This is a genomic window from Nocardia tengchongensis (assembly GCF_054781395.1).
Map to the genome: position 1 here is coordinate 234,574 of NZ_BAAGUM010000019.1, position 14,557 is coordinate 249,130.

At 69.3% G+C, this 14,557-nt stretch carries 15 protein-coding genes; 9 read left to right on the forward strand and 6 right to left on the reverse strand.

The features are described 5' to 3' along the window. Positions 1 to 137 precede the first annotated feature (137 nt). The 3 genes from ACYVKL_RS36695 to ACYVKL_RS36705 all read right to left on the reverse strand — a co-directional run bounded on the left by ACYVKL_RS36695 (position 138) and on the right by ACYVKL_RS36705 (position 3,505). On the reverse strand, positions 138 to 1,811 hold the full coding sequence (locus tag ACYVKL_RS36695) for an alpha/beta hydrolase (RefSeq protein ID WP_379173064.1): 1,674 nt from the start codon (positions 1,809 to 1,811) through the stop codon (positions 138 to 140). A 306-nt stretch (positions 1,812 to 2,117) separates the two neighbouring features. Then, positions 2,118 to 2,426 carry a hypothetical protein gene (locus tag ACYVKL_RS36700; protein WP_379173066.1) on the reverse strand — a complete coding sequence of 103 codons (309 nt, stop codon included), beginning with the start codon at positions 2,424 to 2,426 and terminating at the stop codon, positions 2,118 to 2,120. 107 nt (positions 2,427 to 2,533) lie between these two features. Beyond that, complete coding sequence (locus tag ACYVKL_RS36705; RefSeq protein ID WP_379173068.1) at positions 2,534 to 3,505, reverse strand: acyl-ACP desaturase; 972 nt, start codon at positions 3,503 to 3,505, stop codon at positions 2,534 to 2,536. A gap of 220 nt (positions 3,506 to 3,725) precedes the next feature. Between ACYVKL_RS36705 and ACYVKL_RS36710 the strand changes: the two genes are divergently transcribed. Next, on the forward strand, positions 3,726 to 4,754 hold the full coding sequence (locus ACYVKL_RS36710) for a lysylphosphatidylglycerol synthase transmembrane domain-containing protein (protein ID WP_379173070.1): 1,029 nt from the start codon (positions 3,726 to 3,728) through the stop codon (positions 4,752 to 4,754). 16 nt (positions 4,755 to 4,770) lie between these two features. Here ACYVKL_RS36710 and ACYVKL_RS36715 read toward each other — a convergent pair whose 3' ends face one another. Continuing rightward, positions 4,771 to 5,022, reverse strand: coding sequence for a hypothetical protein (locus ACYVKL_RS36715; RefSeq protein ID WP_379173072.1), 252 nt, complete (start codon positions 5,020 to 5,022; stop codon positions 4,771 to 4,773). A gap of 146 nt (positions 5,023 to 5,168) precedes the next feature. Between ACYVKL_RS36715 and ACYVKL_RS36720 the strand changes: the two genes are divergently transcribed. Both ACYVKL_RS36720 and ACYVKL_RS36725 read left to right on the forward strand, forming a co-directional pair. Continuing rightward, on the forward strand, positions 5,169 to 5,468 hold the full coding sequence (locus tag ACYVKL_RS36720) for a YggT family protein (protein WP_379173074.1): 300 nt from the start codon (positions 5,169 to 5,171) through the stop codon (positions 5,466 to 5,468). 42 nt (positions 5,469 to 5,510) lie between these two features. Then, on the forward strand, positions 5,511 to 6,023 hold the full coding sequence (locus ACYVKL_RS36725; RefSeq protein ID WP_379173076.1) for a mycothiol transferase: 513 nt from the start codon (positions 5,511 to 5,513) through the stop codon (positions 6,021 to 6,023). Between the two features lie 52 nt (positions 6,024 to 6,075). Here ACYVKL_RS36725 and ACYVKL_RS36730 read toward each other — a convergent pair whose 3' ends face one another. After that, complete coding sequence (locus ACYVKL_RS36730) at positions 6,076 to 7,050, reverse strand: oxidoreductase (protein WP_379173079.1); 975 nt, start codon at positions 7,048 to 7,050, stop codon at positions 6,076 to 6,078. A 248-nt stretch (positions 7,051 to 7,298) separates the two neighbouring features. Between ACYVKL_RS36730 and ACYVKL_RS36735 the strand changes: the two genes are divergently transcribed. Further along, positions 7,299 to 8,558, forward strand: a complete 1,260-nt coding sequence (locus tag ACYVKL_RS36735) for a KasA/KasB family beta-ketoacyl-ACP synthase (RefSeq protein ID WP_379173081.1) — start codon at positions 7,299 to 7,301, stop codon at positions 8,556 to 8,558. Between the two features lie 348 nt (positions 8,559 to 8,906). Here the strand turns inward: ACYVKL_RS36735 and ACYVKL_RS36740 are convergent, their stop codons facing one another. Further along, entirely contained in the window at positions 8,907 to 9,683 is a 777-nt protein-coding gene (locus tag ACYVKL_RS36740; RefSeq protein WP_379173083.1) for a GntR family transcriptional regulator, read from the reverse strand. A gap of 142 nt (positions 9,684 to 9,825) precedes the next feature. Between ACYVKL_RS36740 and ACYVKL_RS36745 the strand changes: the two genes are divergently transcribed. The 5 genes from ACYVKL_RS36745 to ACYVKL_RS36765 all read left to right on the forward strand — a co-directional run bounded on the left by ACYVKL_RS36745 (position 9,826) and on the right by ACYVKL_RS36765 (position 14,546). Beyond that, the gene (locus ACYVKL_RS36745) at positions 9,826 to 11,274 is read left to right on the forward strand and encodes an ABC1 kinase family protein (protein WP_379173085.1); all 1,449 of its coding nucleotides are present in this window, start codon (positions 9,826 to 9,828) and stop codon (positions 11,272 to 11,274) included. Between the two features lie 132 nt (positions 11,275 to 11,406). Beyond that, the gene (locus tag ACYVKL_RS36750; protein WP_379173087.1) at positions 11,407 to 12,558 is read left to right on the forward strand and encodes a TDT family transporter; all 1,152 of its coding nucleotides are present in this window, start codon (positions 11,407 to 11,409) and stop codon (positions 12,556 to 12,558) included. Between the two features lie 115 nt (positions 12,559 to 12,673). Further along, positions 12,674 to 13,246 carry an RNA polymerase sigma factor gene (locus tag ACYVKL_RS36755; protein ID WP_379173089.1) on the forward strand — a complete coding sequence of 191 codons (573 nt, stop codon included), beginning with the start codon at positions 12,674 to 12,676 and terminating at the stop codon, positions 13,244 to 13,246. Then, positions 13,243 to 13,938 carry a Rieske (2Fe-2S) protein gene (locus ACYVKL_RS36760; protein WP_379173091.1) on the forward strand — a complete coding sequence of 232 codons (696 nt, stop codon included), beginning with the start codon at positions 13,243 to 13,245 and terminating at the stop codon, positions 13,936 to 13,938. The genes ACYVKL_RS36755 and ACYVKL_RS36760 overlap by 4 nt, the downstream gene beginning before the upstream one ends. A gap of 113 nt (positions 13,939 to 14,051) precedes the next feature. Then, positions 14,052 to 14,546: a cupredoxin domain-containing protein gene (locus ACYVKL_RS36765; protein WP_379173093.1), complete on the forward strand. Its 495-nt coding sequence runs from the start codon at positions 14,052 to 14,054 to the stop codon at positions 14,544 to 14,546. Positions 14,547 to 14,557 lie beyond the last annotated feature (11 nt).

A 14,557-nucleotide genomic window follows, 5' to 3' on the forward strand; every position in this document is an offset into this window, starting at 1 on the left:
TCACGAAACCCTAGCATGAACCCAACCGTTTCAAACTAGTTTGGTCGGCCGCTCAGACTAGTGGTACGGCATGGTCCGCAACGAATCCGCTACCATCAGTTACGGCTATCACACCGCAACGAACCGGCCGTTCGGCCTCATCGGCGATAGCGGTCGGCGATGATGTCGCCCTGACTTCGAAGGCCCGGATTGCCCGGCTCCCAGTAGTTTCCGTGCGCCCGCACATCGATCGGTATGGCCCGCAACACAGGCAGGTCCAGGGTGGCTCCGGAAGAAGTGAAAACCGTTGCGCGAAATTCGCGATCGACCGGATTAACACCGTGTACTAACTGTCCGAGCACCGGCACCGGATCGGCGGGATCGGCAGTGGCATAGACATGCGCGCCGTTGTGGCCCGGCGGAATACCCGTCAAACGCAATTCTGAAACATCATTAACACCAATCCCAGGACTGCCCACCAGCACCACATCATCGGCGGCCAAGGAGTTCGCTCCGCTGGCCGCCGCTCCGATCACCGTGCTCCCGTAACTGTGTCCGAGCACGGTCTGATGGGCGGCCTGGCCGACATGGCTTGCCCGCAGTCCGGATTCGAACCGATCCAATGCGGCCGCACCCGCACGGGCCCGCCGATCTCCCATCGCGGCGACCGGATCCGGTGGCGCGTCGTAGCCGTACCACGCGATCACCGATGTCCGTGCGGACGGATCGGACCGGCTCGCGGCGTCGAGCAGGGCTCTCGCGCGCCACATTCCGACGCCGATGGCGGTGAGCGGCGACCCGGTCCCCGGCACGAAGGTCGCGACATTGGCCGCGGTGTCCGGATTGTTCAGCGCGATCGCGCCGTGGCCGTCCGCGTCGACCGTCAACAGCAGCCGGTGTCCCGCACTCGGACCGGCTTGATCTTCCAGTGCCCGGTATCCCGCGAGCTCGGCGAGCACCCGCGCACGCGAACTCTCCCACTCCCGCAGGCGTGCCCAGCCCTGACTGCTTGTGGGCAGATTCTCGCCGCGGACCCAGTCCGGATGCTGCTCGACCAGCCATCGATCCGCCGCGACGGCGGCATCGCGCAGCTTGCGCAGCGCCCGCCGGTTGTAATGGTCGCGGGCGAGGGCGGGCAGACCCGCCCTATCACCGATCAGCGGATCGACTGCGAACAGTGCGTCCTGATCGGCCGGGCCGAGCGACTTCCACAGCGCGCTCAGGGTTTTCGGATTGTCGGGCAGCCTCGCGGTCCGGTCGACGAACGCGGCGAGGCGGGTACTCGGTCCGCCGCCAGTCGGATCGGCTCGCAATCCGGCCAGTGCCGTCGCGGCCGCGGCCAGCCGGGCGCCGACCCGCTCGTCGATCTCCCCGGCGGTATCGAGCAGCGGGATCAGCCGCGCCTGCAAGGCCTGCGCCTTCGCATCGAATCCCGCCTGGAAGATGCAGTCCAGCACCAGATCTCCGATCTGGGAGTGCGGACCCGATACCGTGCCGTCCTCGGCGATCCGGCACCCGTTGGCGTGCGCCTCGTCGCGGATCTGGCCGACCAGCGCGCACACCCGATCGAGCGCACCCGCCTCGGCGAGCGCATCCGCGACATCGAGCAGCGCCGCGCCGAGGTGGTTCGCCGCGACCTGAGATTCCCACCCCCGCAGCGCTCCCGCGGTCGCCGCCGCTCCCCGCCACCCGCCGATCGCCCCGTCGACCGCCCGCCCGACCCGTGCCATCGCCTCGGAGAACGCGGATGCGGCCACGACCACACCGTCACCGGCCCGCGCTGCGACCTCGGGATCCCACCCGCACACCTGCGAAAGGCTCGCCCGCGTCACCACACCTCCCCCGCGCCCCGGTCACCTCCCGAACCTGTCCCGCCGCAACGCCCGCCACCGGCTGTCCAGGCGCCACCCCCTGCACACCATCTCGGGCGTGGCCGCCACTCGGTCGCCCTTGCGCATCCCCGTCGGCCCGGCCAGGGACGCAGCGGGTCAGTATCGAGCGCCCGATCCTGCGGCTAGGCGCGATCGACACGCACTCGGCAGCCCAGACCTGTAAGCGCAGAGCCCGATCGGTTCACCGAATCCGCACGGCTCCAGTCGAATTCGCAAAATCAGGCCGTGCGCGAGCGGTGTCGCCCGTCAGGACGTGGTGTGGAGGTAGCCGTCCAGCTCCGCGGTGAGTGCTAGTTGAGTGGCCTCATAAGTGGTGGCGCAACGCTCGGAAGTGTCGGCGAACGAGTGCAGGTGCTCCCCCATCCGGCGCAAGGATGTGAGAAGCGGTTCACCGATGGTGACCGCGGCCGCGCCGATGGCCGAATTCGGCATGGCCAGGCCGACTTTCGCGATCAGATCCACCGGATCGATACCGGAGATGGCGGCGGCCTCACCCCGGATTCCCGCCGCCATGATTCGAAGCGCCGTGATATCGGCACGCAGCATGTCCGCCATGCTTCCCCCTTCGTCGTGCCCACCCTAGCGGCGGTGGACCCGGTGGGCTCGGCGAAAACGGCGGCCTGTGGACAGCACAGCGGCTGTTCACATGTCGTGCGGGTCGATCACTTGTCGCGGCGGGCGGCGTCTCGGGCCAGGGCGCGGTCGCGCTGTTCCTCGAAGCGGACGACGTCGACGGCGAGCTTGTCGAGGTGGGCGCCCAGCTCGTCGCGGATGCGCTCACCGCGGCCGGAGAAGTCGTTCCGGTCGAAGATGTTCCATTGGCGCAGCACCGGGAGCAGCACTTCCTCGAGGTGCTGGCGCAGATCGTAGATGCCGTGCTTGGCGATCAGGACGCTGTTGCGGCGGAAGTCGGGCATGCCGGCGCCGGGCATGCGGAAGTGCTCGATCACCGCGGCGATGGCTTCGAGCGCGTCGTCGGGGACCAGGTCCAGCGCCGCCGCGCAGAGGTTGCGGTAGAAGATCATGTGCAGGTTCTCATCGGCGGCGATGCGGGTGAGCAGGCGGTCGGCGCGCGGATCCCCGCAGACCTTGCCGGTATTGCGGTGCGAGACGCGGGTGGCCAGCTCCTGGAACGTCACGTACGCGACCCCGTGCAGGACGGCGTGATTGCCGGTGCCGGTGGGGTCGTCGACGCCCTGGGATATGCAGACCATGCGGGCGTGCTCGAGCGCCACGGGGTCGACGCCGCGGGTGACGACCAGGTAGTCACGGATCGCGATACCGTGCCGGTTCTCCTCGGCGGTCCACCGGTCCACCCAGGTGCGCCAGGCGCGTTCACGGGAGAACGCGGTCGAGATGAGGCGGTGGTAGGAGGGCAGATTGTCCTCGGTGAGCAGGTTGGTGACCATGGCGGCGCGGGCCACCTCACTGAGCCGGGATTGGGTTGGTTCCCAGTCGGTTCCGCCGAGGGCGGCGAAGTTGCGACCCTCGTCCCAGGGCACGTAGTCGTGCGGATGCCATTCCCTCGCCAGCGAGAGATGCCGGTTCAGATTCGCCTCCGCCACCGGTTCGAGTTCGGTCAGCACGGCTTGCGGAGTCATGGACGGTGTCGCCGGAGTCATGGATTTCGTCATGTCGTGTCCCTGGCTTACGACTTGCTTCCCACTCGCTCGTGAGCCTACTCGGATAATCGCCGGTCGGCGGGGCGCTCATGCAAGACGACCGTTCCGTGACTGCAGCCTCACCGGACAATTCGGACAACACGGCTCGGGGGTCGCCATACGGGGTTAATGTTGACCCGCGCGTATGCGATTCACCGGGGGAAATACGTCTGCGATACCCGAGGAGATGCAGATGGCGGCCGTTCCCGCAGCTGCGCGGAAGGCACTACCGACCGTCGCCTGCACCATGCTGGTGGCGGCCGCGGCGGTGTGGCAACGGGACGCGGTATCGACCGGAGTGCACGCCCTCGCCGGGGCCGATCCGCGCTGGCTGCTGGTCGCCGGGCTCGCCACCCTCGCCCTGTGGCCGACCTCGGTCTTCATGCTGCGCGGATCCATTCCCGCGAAGCCGACCACCGGGCAGCTGTTCGCGCTGCAACTCGCGGTGCCGGCCATCGGGTTGGTGCCCGCGGCGTCGTTGCTGTTGCGGCTGCGCTTCCTGCGGCGGACCGGACTCAGCCACACCGGGGCGGTCGCGTCGATGGGGTTGATGGGGTTCGCCGCGCTCATGGTGCGTGTGCCGCTGGTGGTGGTCGCCGTGCTGGCCGCGCCCGGCCTGATGCGCCGCAACGGCGCGCAGCCGCCGTGGCACGACCTGGGCGCCCGGACCTCCGGCTGGTGGCATCACCTCGCGGGTGAGAATCCCTGGCGCACAACCCTGATCATGATCGCGGCGCTGATCACCGTCATCGCCGTGACGGCCGTGGCCCTGCATCGCCGGGTGGTCGCGCGGGGCGGGTGGCGGCGACTGCCCGCACGCCTGCGCGGCGCCCGCTCGGATGCCGAATTCGCCTGGAAGTCGGTGGCCACCACCGCTTTCCGGCCGCGCCGGGCGGCGGCGCTGTGGATCTGCGCGCTGTTGCAGCCGCTGCTCATGGTGGTGGCGTTGTGGGCGGTGCTGCACGCGGTCGGGGCGAATCTCAGCCTGCCGGACACCTTCGTGGTGGAACTGGTGACCGTGGCGCTGGCCCCGCTGCTGCCCTCGCCCAACGGCGTCGCGACCAAAGAGATCACCATCGCGGCCGGTCTCACCGCGGTCGCGGGCCTGACCGCGGGAGTGGCGGTCGGCGCGGCCCTGGGGTTCCGGCTCCTCACCTTCTGGTGCCAGATCCCGCTGGGCCTCGCGTCCTTCGGCTATCTGAACCACCGCCGCGCCATCTGACGCGGCGGGAGCGGAATCAGTTGCCGGGCTTGCAGTCGATGGTCGCGAACTTCGCGACCCCGCCCCACGTGGTCTGCGCGACGCCCTGCGCCTGACGCTTCTTCTTGGCCTCGACGGTCAGGGTGGGCAGCGTCTCCCCGCCCCAGGTCTGGGCGTTGCAGGTCCAGGTCGGGGCGGCGGCCTGCGCGGGCGCCGCGGCGACGGACGCGACGACCGGGGTCATCGAGATGACGGCGACGGGCAGGCCGACCAGATATTTCATGCGCACGGGGACTCCTTGTGCGGTCGCGGGTGAGCCGGGCGAACAGCAGCCCAGATTCTCGCACGTACGCGGCGAGCCCGCCGCCCAACCCGGCGGCCATGATCGACGATGGGGGCACTTTCGACCGACGCCGGGCGTTGAGCGCGGTAAGGGTGACCACGAAGAAGGAGTTCTCCATGTCACTGCTCGGTTCGCTGCTCGGGCTCGCCCTGACGCTGTTCATGTTGGTGCTGATCGCACGGTTGATCATCGATTGGATCGGGGTGCTGGGCGATACGCCCCCGGCGCTGGGCAAGGCGCGCGATGTCGTGCACCGGCTGACCGAGCCGGTGATCGCGCCGGTCCGCAAGGTGCTCAAACCGGTCCGTCTCGGCGGGATGCAGATCGATCTGGCTTTCACCGTCGTCTTCATCGCCGTGCTGGTGCTGCGGGCCATCGCCTACAGCCTCTGATCACCCGGAATATCCTCCGCCCCGCGACGATTGGATCAGGTCATGACGAGCGCTGACTTGCTGGTGGACGCCTTCGGCCGGGTGAAGGAGAACGTGCACGGCGCGGTCGCCGGCCTCACCCAGGACGAACTGGCGGCCCGCCCCGATCCGGACGCCAACTCCATCGCCTGGCTGATCTGGCATCTCACCCGCGTCCAGGACGACCATGTCGCCGATGTAGCCGGCATCGACCAGGTCTGGACCGCCCAGGGCTGGGCCGAGCGCTTCGACCTCCCCTTCGACGACGCCGCCCACGGCTACGGCCACAGTTCCGCCGACGTCGCCCAGCTCGCCACCGTCCCCGCCGAACTGCTGCTCGGCTACTACGACGCCGTCCACGACCAGACCATCGCCTATGTCTCCACCCTCACCGACGCCGACCTCCCCCGCATCGTCGACACCCGCTGGGACCCACCCGTCACCCTGGGCGTCCGCCTGATCAGCGTCATCGACGACGACATCCAGCACTCCGGCCAGGCCGCCTACATCCGCGGAATCCTGCTGCGCCGCCGTTGATCTCGCAGCATCGCCACGATCCGGACGACAAGGTCATCGAGAGGCCTGGCGTTCACGACCACCCGTAGGTCACTCCGGTCAGCTTCTCACTGAGTTCCCACAGCCGACGGGCTTGGAAACGGCTGTAGGCAAAGGGATTTCGGATGGTTCTGCGCGGATATCCGAAGGCCTCGAACGCCGGACCACAATAGGAATTTCCGGCGAGGCCGGGCGTGGTCGCCGCATACAGCTGCGGTAGGGCGCCCTTGGCGTCGGATTGGGCCAGGGAGAACAACATTCGCTGCTGCACCGCCGCAAGCGCGGCCGCGGCGCCCTTTTCCGGGGCGGAATTGTAGAGATTGGTGGCCGAGAGTCCCGGATGTGCCGCCACCGCGGTCAGATTCGCGCCGGCGGCCCGGGCACGGCGGTGCAGTTCGGCGGTGAACAGGAGATTGGCGAGTTTCGATTGGCTGTAGGCCGGCCAGCGGAAGTACACGCGCCGCCAATTCGGATCCAGCCAATTGATCATGCCGCCCCAGGCGGCGATGGAGGAGACCGTCACCACGCGCGGTTCGGGGGCGCGCAGCAGTAGCCGCAGCAACGATCCGGTCAACGCGTAGTGGCCCAGGTGATTGGTGCCGAATTGGGCGTCGAAGCCGTCGGCTGTGCGCTGGTGCCGCGGCAGCGCCATCACGCCCGCGTTGTTGACCAGGATGTCGATCGGGGTGCCGCGGACGTCGAGGTGGTCGGCGGCGCGGCGAATGGAGGCGAGGTCGGCGAGATCCAGTGGCAGCACTTCGGGTTTCGGGCCGGCGGCGGCGGCGCTCACCTGTTCCAGCGCGGCGGCGGCCTTGAGCTCGTTGCGGCAGGCCAGCAGCACGTGGGCGCCCTTGGCGGCGAGGGCTTCCGCGGTGCGCAGGCCGAGTCCACTGTTGGCGCCGGTGATCACGGCGGTGCGGCCGGTCTGGTCGGGGATGTCGGCGACGGTCCAGCGGCGGGCGAACAGGGGTGGGCTGGTCACGGTCGGCCGATGCGGCGTCTCGGTCATACGATCGGTCTCCTTGCGGCGAATCTCCGTCTGAGACAATGTACCCGGAGGTGTCGGGACGCGACAGTCGAGCGGACGCCGGGACCCCCTCGAAATCCGGTCGGTCGCATTTCGCTCATTCGGCGCGACAGGTTACTTCCGGGTTCTGAGTGTCGCTGCCGCGCTTCGGCGATTCTCGGGCTAACCTCGCAGGCGCTCGCGAATTCTCTGCAGGACATGCCAATTGGCCGAAAAGGACAACACGAAAAGTGAATAGCCTCGCAGAATTCTCCACCCGCAATGGCGGATTCCGGAATGTCGTGGTCACCGCCGTCGAGATGACCACCTCCATCGCCCCCGACACCGACGGCACCTGGCAAGGACTTTTGTCCGGAGCCAGTGGCATCGCCACCCTCGAAGACCCGGAAATCACCCGGCTGAATCTGCCGGTGACCATCGGCGGCAAACTCGCCGCGGATCCGACCGCCGAACTCGATCGGGTCAAGAAGCGCCGCATGTGTTACGTGCAGCAAATGTCGTACGTGATGGGAAAGCGTCTGTGGAATACCGCGGGCAACCCGGAGGTCGACAAGGACCGGCTGGGTGTGTGCATCGGCACCGGGCTCGGCGGCGCGGACACCATCGTGGACGCCAATGACGCCATGCGCGACCACGGCTACCGCAAGGTGTCGCCGTTCGCGGTCCCCATGTCCATGCCCAACGGCGTCTCCGGCGTGGTCGGCCTGGAGATCGGGGCCCGTGCCGGACTGGTCACCCCGGTCTCGGCGTGCGCGTCCGGCAACGAGGCGCTGGTGCACGCCTGGCGCTCGATCGTGCTCGGCGAGGCCGACATGGTGGTGGCCGGCGGCGTGGAGGGCTACATCAATCCGGTTGCCATCGCCGGATTCTCCATGGCGCGGGCCCTGAGCACCCGCCTGGACGAGCCCGAACGCGCCTCCCGCCCGTTCGACCGGGATCGCGACGGCTTCGTCTTCGGCGAGGCCGCGGCGCTGCTGCTGATCGAATCCGAGGAGCACGCGCGAGCCCGCGGCGCGCAGCCCCTGGCCCGGCTGCTCGGGGCCGGACTGACCGCCGACGGCTATCACATGGTGGCCCCCGACCCCGAGGGCCTGGGCTGCGCCCGGGCCATGCGCCGGGCCATCGAGTCCGCGGGCGTGCGGCCCGAGGAGGTGGATCACGTGAACGCGCACGCCACCGGCACCAGCATCGGAGACCTGTCCGAGGCCAAGGGAATCGCGGCCGCGGTCGGCAATCACCCGTCGGTGTACGCGCCCAAGTCGGCGCTGGGGCATTCGGTGGGCGCGGTCGGCGCACTCGAGGCCATCATCTCCGTGCTCACCCTGCGGGATCAGGTGATTCCGCCGACGCTGAATCTGGAGAACCAGGACCCCGAGGTGGACCTGGATGTGGTGCACACCGAGGCGCGCCGGGCCCCGGTGGAGTTCGCGCTGAACAATTCGTTCGGATTCGGCGGCCACAATGCGGCGGTGCTGTTCGGACGTTACTGACCGGTACGGCTGGCGTTTGTGCGGTGCGGATCGGACTATAGGTCAGCGGGTCGTGCGTTTGATGTTCGGCCACCCCGGTTTCCCCGGTGTGGCCGGGGAAAAGGCAGACTGAATGCCGGATCGCCGGGGAGACCAAACATCTTGGGAGCCGCCGGAATACGATAGCGGCGCACGACCCGTTACCGATGAGGAGATGACGCATGGCCGACCAACCACCAGCCGAACCACCCACCAAGAGCGCCCGGGTCATCCTGGCCGTGCTCGCGGTGGCGATCATCAGCGCGCTCGTCGCGGCAGCCATGATGGCGGGTGGTGTCTGAGACGTCAGGTTCGCGAGCGCGAGGGTAGTCAGGCCGTCGCGCTGCGCCGGTGGGAGCCGGAATCGGGATCCAGGCCCGCCAGTTCGTCGAATCGGGCCAGCACCTTCTCGTGATACATGGCGAACAGGTCCTCGAACAGCGCCAATTGCGCCGGCGTGGGCCCGCCCGCCGATTCCCACACCGCCAGCAGCGACCGCCAGACCAGCACGTGCAGATCGGCGGAGACCGCGAAGTACGCTCCGACCGCCTCGGGCACCTCGAACAGCATCTCCCCCACCGAGTTCAACACCGCGCGCTGCATGGTGTGCCCCAGATCGGTGAGAATCGCCCGCACCAGGCCGATCTCGATCTCCAGCATGCGCGCCTGGTCGGGTTCGGCGGCGCGAGCCTGGGTTTCGAGTTCGTCGACCGCGGCGGCCAGCGTCGCGGGGGCGATGCCGCGTTCGCCGGCGGTGTAGTCGAGCAGGGCCTCGAGCACGATGCCGCGTTCGGCCGCCACGATATTGGCGAACATCTCCGAGGCCGCTTCGGGCGCGTGCAGGCAGAGCCGGAACAGCCGCCGGTAGACGTCGACCCCGCCGGTGCGGCGCACGTCCCGCACGCTGAACCCGCGTCCGCGGTGCGCGTCGACGAAGCCGTAGGACTCCAGGCGGCCCAGCACCAATTGCGCGGTGGCCCGGTTCATCTCGAATTCCTCGGCAACCTGACGGACCGAGGGCATCAGGTCACCGGGCGCGTACTGTCCGGTCGCGACGCGGCGAGCCAGCTCGTCCGCGACATCGGCCACGACCGTCTGGGCACCCATCCCGTCACCTTTCGACAACTTTCGGATACGTCCCAGACAGTTTAAGCTTTCATGTGCCAAACTGCACGTGCATGCGCCATACCGCAGACCCGGCTCTGCCGCACACACCATGGCCTTGCCGCGCACACAATGGGGTGAGCAGATGCCGATTCGGCGAATCCTGGAACGGAATGGGGGCGACGGGGGCAGCCCGCCGATCCGTGCTGCCGTCCGCAATGCCCGGATCGCCAGTCTCCCGGTCGCATTCGCCGGGCGGCAGGCGGCCGGGGTCGGCAAACGCGCGCTGGGCCGCTCGCCCGCCGACGTGGACGCCGAGATCCGGATGCGCACCGCCCAGCACATTTTCGAGGTGCTCGGCGAATTGAAGGGCTGCGCAACCAAACTCGGGCAACTGCTCTCGCTCTACGAACTCGCACTGCCCGCCGAGATCGCCTCCCCGTATCGGACCGCGCTGACCCAGCTACAGGATTCGGTGCCCACCATGCTGCCCGGCACCGTGCACGCGGCCATGATCGCGGGCCTGGGCGAGGACTGGCGCCGGCACTTCACCGAATTCGACGACCGGCGCGCGGCTGCGGCCTCCATCGGTCAGGTGCACCGCGCGGTGTGGCGGGACGGGCGGCCGGTGGCGGTCAAGGTCATGTATCCGGGCGCGCACACCGCCGTGCTCGCCGATCTCGAACAGCTGCGCCGACTCTCGGTGCTGGCCACCGTGTTCGCGCCGGGCGCGGACGTGCCCGCGGTGACCGAGGCCATCTGCACCTGCGTCGCCGACGAACTCGACTACGCCGCCGAGGCCGAGCATCAGCGGCGTTTCGCGCAGGCGTACGCGGGCGACCCGGACTTCGCGATCCCGGACGTGATCACCCAGCAGGGCGACGTGATCGTCACCGAATGGCTCACCGGCACACCGGTTTCGCGGATCATCGACACCGGCACGCCGGAGGAGCGCAGCCGGGTCGGCATGCTCATCATCCGATTCCTGTTGTCCGCCTGGACCCGCACCGGCCTGCTGTACTGCGACCCGCACCCGGGCAACTTCCGGATCCTGCCGGACGGGCGGCTGGGCGTGGTGGATTTCGGGGCCTGCACGCCCTGGCCGCCCCCGGGTTTCGAGGAACTGGTCGGCGAGGTGATGGACGCCGCGTTCAACGGCGGCATCCCCGAACTGGACGCGGCGGTGCGGCGGCACGCCTTCGTCCGGCCCGGCCGCGACTACGACGTGGCCGCGCTGGCCGCGGGCCTCGATGCCGTCGGCGAGCCGCTGACCGTCCCGACGTTTCGTCTCACCACCGATTGGCTGCGCGGCCACGTCCGCTCGGTTTTGGCTCCGCGCCTGTCCAATGTCCACCGTCAACTGGACATGCCCGCCTACTTCACCCCCTTCGCACGCTGCTTCCTCACCGCGCTCGGCGTCGTCTGCCAACTCGGGACCGAGGGCCCGATCCGCGCCGAATTCGCCCGCTGGTCACCGGAATTGGCGGAAGTCTTCGACCGCTACGACCGCGACCATGCCCAGCCCACCGACCTGGCGGTGGTGCGCCGGCTGCGCACCGCGCCGACTGCGCGCCGGACCTCGATCGTCGGCTGACGCGACGAACCGGCAGAGATGCCCCGGTCCGGCCGGGCATAGGGCCGGGCAAGGTGGGCCATAGAACCAATCTATGGATCCATCGAAATGCGGGTGCTACCGGGGGATGCGGGATCGGACGAGGGTGGAGCCATGACCACAGTGAGCTTCCGCCGCACCCCAGCCGCCACCGCCACCGAGGCCGGCCCGGCGACGGCGGTGCGCGCGGGCCAGCGAGCGGACCGGGAACCGTTGCGGTATCTGGCACCGAACTGGTTCGCCGTGGTCATGGGTACCGGGATCATCGGCAACGCCGCCGCCACCCTGCCGGTGCAGTTCCCCGGCCTGAAGGGCGCCGCGACCGCAGCGTGGGCACTGGCCTCGCTGATCCTGATCGTGCTGGCCGGGGCGTGGGTGCTGCATTGGCGGCGCTATCCCGAGGAGGCCCGCGGGCACGGGATGCACCCGGTGATGATGCAGTTCTACGGCGCCGCCCCGATGGCCTTGATGACCGTCGGCGCCGGCACCCTGATGCTGGGCAAGGACGTCATCGGGCTCGGTGCGGCGGTGACCGTGGACTGGGTGTTGTGGTCGGCCGGAACCGTTCTCGGGCTGGTGACCGCGGCGAGCATTCCGTATCGGATGATCACCCGTCATCGCTTCGACGCCGATTCGGCGTTCGGCGGCTGGCTGATGCCGGTGGTGCCGCCCATGGTGTCGGCGGCGCTGGGCGCGCTGCTGGTGCCGCACGCTCCCGCCGGGCAGCTGCGGCTGACCATGTTCGTCGCCTGTCTGGCCATGTTCGGTTTGAGTCTGATCGCCTCGCTGGTGACCGTCACCCTGATCTGGTCGCGGCTGCTGCACCACGGGTTGCCGCCCGCCGGGATGGTCGCGACCGTGTGGCTGGTGCTGGGTCCGCTGGGTCAGTCGGTGACCGCCGCGAGCGCGCTGGCCCATGTCGCCCCCGGTGTCGTCGATGCGCGCACCGCCGCCGGGATGGATGTGTTCGCCGTGCTGTTCGGCATTCCCACCTGGGGATTCGCCATGCTGTGGCTGGCGTTGGCCGTCGCGGTCACCTGGCATTCCCGCGCGTCGATGCCGTTCAACCTGACCTGGTGGGGCTTCACCTTCCCCCTGGGCTGCTGTGTCACCGGCAGCACCGCCCTCTACGGGCACAGCGGCGCGGACCTGTTCGCCGTCACCGCCGTGGCCCTGTACGCGCTGCTGGTCGGGGCCTGGCTGGTGGTCGCCGCCAAGACCGTCCGGGGCCTGGTGCTCGGCGAGTTGCTGCGGCCCGCCCGCTAGTTCACGGTCCGGGACCAATCGGGCCCGAAACCGTCGCGCTGTAACCCCGCCCGCTATCTACTGACAGACGTGAACACGCGTCGAAGTATTCGGTGGATGCGGGAAGCGGCGGTTCATGGTGCGACGGGTCGAATCCGAGCGCCGGACACGGCCCGCCGCGAGTTCCGGCTCGGGTCGGGAGTTGCGGCTGGTGTCCGGTGACAGCTACCCCGGCTGGGAAGCGGTGTACCGGGACAACGCCGCCTGGGTGTACGCGCTGATGTTCGGCAAGGTCGGCAACCGGCCCGACGCCGAGGATCTGACCGCCGAGGTGTTCACCGCGGCGCTCAAACCACTGCGCATCACCGCGAGCGTCCCCGAGGTGCGGGCCTACCTGCGGGCCACGGCCCGCACCGTGCTGGCGGCGCACTGGAAGGCGCGGATGGGCCGGGAGATCACCGCCATCGAGGACGACATCCCCGACGACCCACCCGAGGAGTTCCACGATTCCGGGGCTCAGGCCCGGGCGAAGGCGGTGCTGGCCGAACTCCCGGACCGCTACCGGCGCATCCTGGAACTGCGCTTCCTGCAAGGACTCTCGGTGCGGGAATCGGCGCAGTCACTCGGGGTGACGGTGGCGAATGCGAAGGTGTTGCAGCATCGGGCGTTGCAGATGGCGTCCCAGCTGAACGAGCGAGGTGTGCGGTGAGCGGGCGGGACGTGCGGCGGTTCGTCGACGAACTACTGGCCGGCAAGAAGTCCACGGGTTTCACCCCCGACGAGACCGAGGCCGAGGAGATGCGCACGGCCATCGAGCTGCGCGCCGCCCGGCTGGGCAGCGACGCGCCCAGCGAGGAGTTCCTGAGCGGTCTGCACCGGCGGCTGGCGGCCGAGCTCGACGAGCCGGAGCCGGAATCGCCTCCGGCCCACGGTTACCGGCGCCGGAACCTGCTGATCGGCACCTCCGCCGCCGCGGCCGCCGCGACGGTGGGCGCGGTGGCGGACCGCACCCTGCTCGGGCACGGGCAGGAAGGTTCCCCGCCCGCCGCCCAGCAGACGCCGCTGTCGCCCAATACCGGAGCGTGGCTGCCGATCGCGCGGTCGGCCGACCTGCCGGAGGGCGCGACGGTGGCCTTCGACGTGGGGACGGTCAACGGATTCGTGCGCCGCGACAAGGGGAATCCGGTCGCGGTGTCGGGGGTGTGCACGCATCAGGGCTGCAAGCTGTGGCTCGACGCTCCGGCCGAGCGGCTGCGCTGCCCGTGCCACTCCACCTCGTTCTCGATCGAGGGCCAGGTGGTCACCCATCAGCTGCCGGTGGCCCCGGCGCCACTGCCCCTGGTCCAGGTCCGCGAGAACAACGGCACCATCGAGGTTTTCGCGCCCACCGAGCCCGCCTAGTCGTCAACAGTGTTCGCGCACAGTGGTTTTCGTTCCGCGTAACCCCCTCCCCTATCTGTAGATGACCGGTTCGCAACAGCGAACGGACCCATCCCGGATGGAGGACCGGACCCATGAGACCCACCCGCAGCTCTCGGCGCGCAGCCGTAGCCGCCACCGTCGCCGCGGCAGCCCTGCTGACGGCGACCGCGTGCGGCTCCGGCGGCGGCGGTAAGACCGCGGATCCGGCCGCCCCCGGATTCACCTTCGCTTCCGGCACCGCCACGCCCGGCATGGTGCCGGACGGTGCGGGTCCGGCCATGCCCGGCATGACCTCGGCGGCGGGCACCTCCGCCACCGGGGCGCCCGCGCCGGCCGGACCCGATGCCGTCACCATCGACAATTTCGCCTTCGGGCCCGGCTCGCTGACCGTCGCGGCCGGAACCACCGTGACCTGGACGAACAAGGACGAGGAACCGCACACGGTGGTCGCGAACGACGGCAGCTTCCGCTCGCCGACGCTGGGCACCGGCGCGACCTACACCTTCACCTTCGCCAAGCCCGGCAGCTTCGCCTACGTCTGCTCGATTCATCCGTTCATGCACGCGACCGTGGTGGTGACCCCGTGAGCGGCGAGGAC

Coding starts and splice junctions, on each gene's coding strand:
- ACYVKL_RS36700 (WP_379173066.1), bottom strand. CDS start 2,426: ATGGCGGACATGCTGCGTGCCGATATCACGGCGCTTCGAATCATGGCG.
- ACYVKL_RS36705 (WP_379173068.1), bottom strand. CDS start 3,505: ATGACGAAATCCATGACTCCGGCGACACCGTCCATGACTCCGCAAGCC.
- ACYVKL_RS36710 (WP_379173070.1), top strand. CDS start 3,726: ATGGCGGCCGTTCCCGCAGCTGCGCGGAAGGCACTACCGACCGTCGCC.
- ACYVKL_RS36725 (WP_379173076.1), top strand. CDS start 5,511: ATGACGAGCGCTGACTTGCTGGTGGACGCCTTCGGCCGGGTGAAGGAG.
- ACYVKL_RS36730 (WP_379173079.1), bottom strand. CDS start 7,050: ATGACCGAGACGCCGCATCGGCCGACCGTGACCAGCCCACCCCTGTTC.
- ACYVKL_RS36740 (WP_379173083.1), bottom strand. CDS start 9,683: ATGGGTGCCCAGACGGTCGTGGCCGATGTCGCGGACGAGCTGGCTCGC.
- ACYVKL_RS36745 (WP_379173085.1), top strand. CDS start 9,826: ATGCCGATTCGGCGAATCCTGGAACGGAATGGGGGCGACGGGGGCAGC.
- ACYVKL_RS36750 (WP_379173087.1), top strand. CDS start 11,407: ATGACCACAGTGAGCTTCCGCCGCACCCCAGCCGCCACCGCCACCGAG.
- ACYVKL_RS36755 (WP_379173089.1), top strand. CDS start 12,674: ATGGTGCGACGGGTCGAATCCGAGCGCCGGACACGGCCCGCCGCGAGT.
- ACYVKL_RS36765 (WP_379173093.1), top strand. CDS start 14,052: ATGAGACCCACCCGCAGCTCTCGGCGCGCAGCCGTAGCCGCCACCGTC.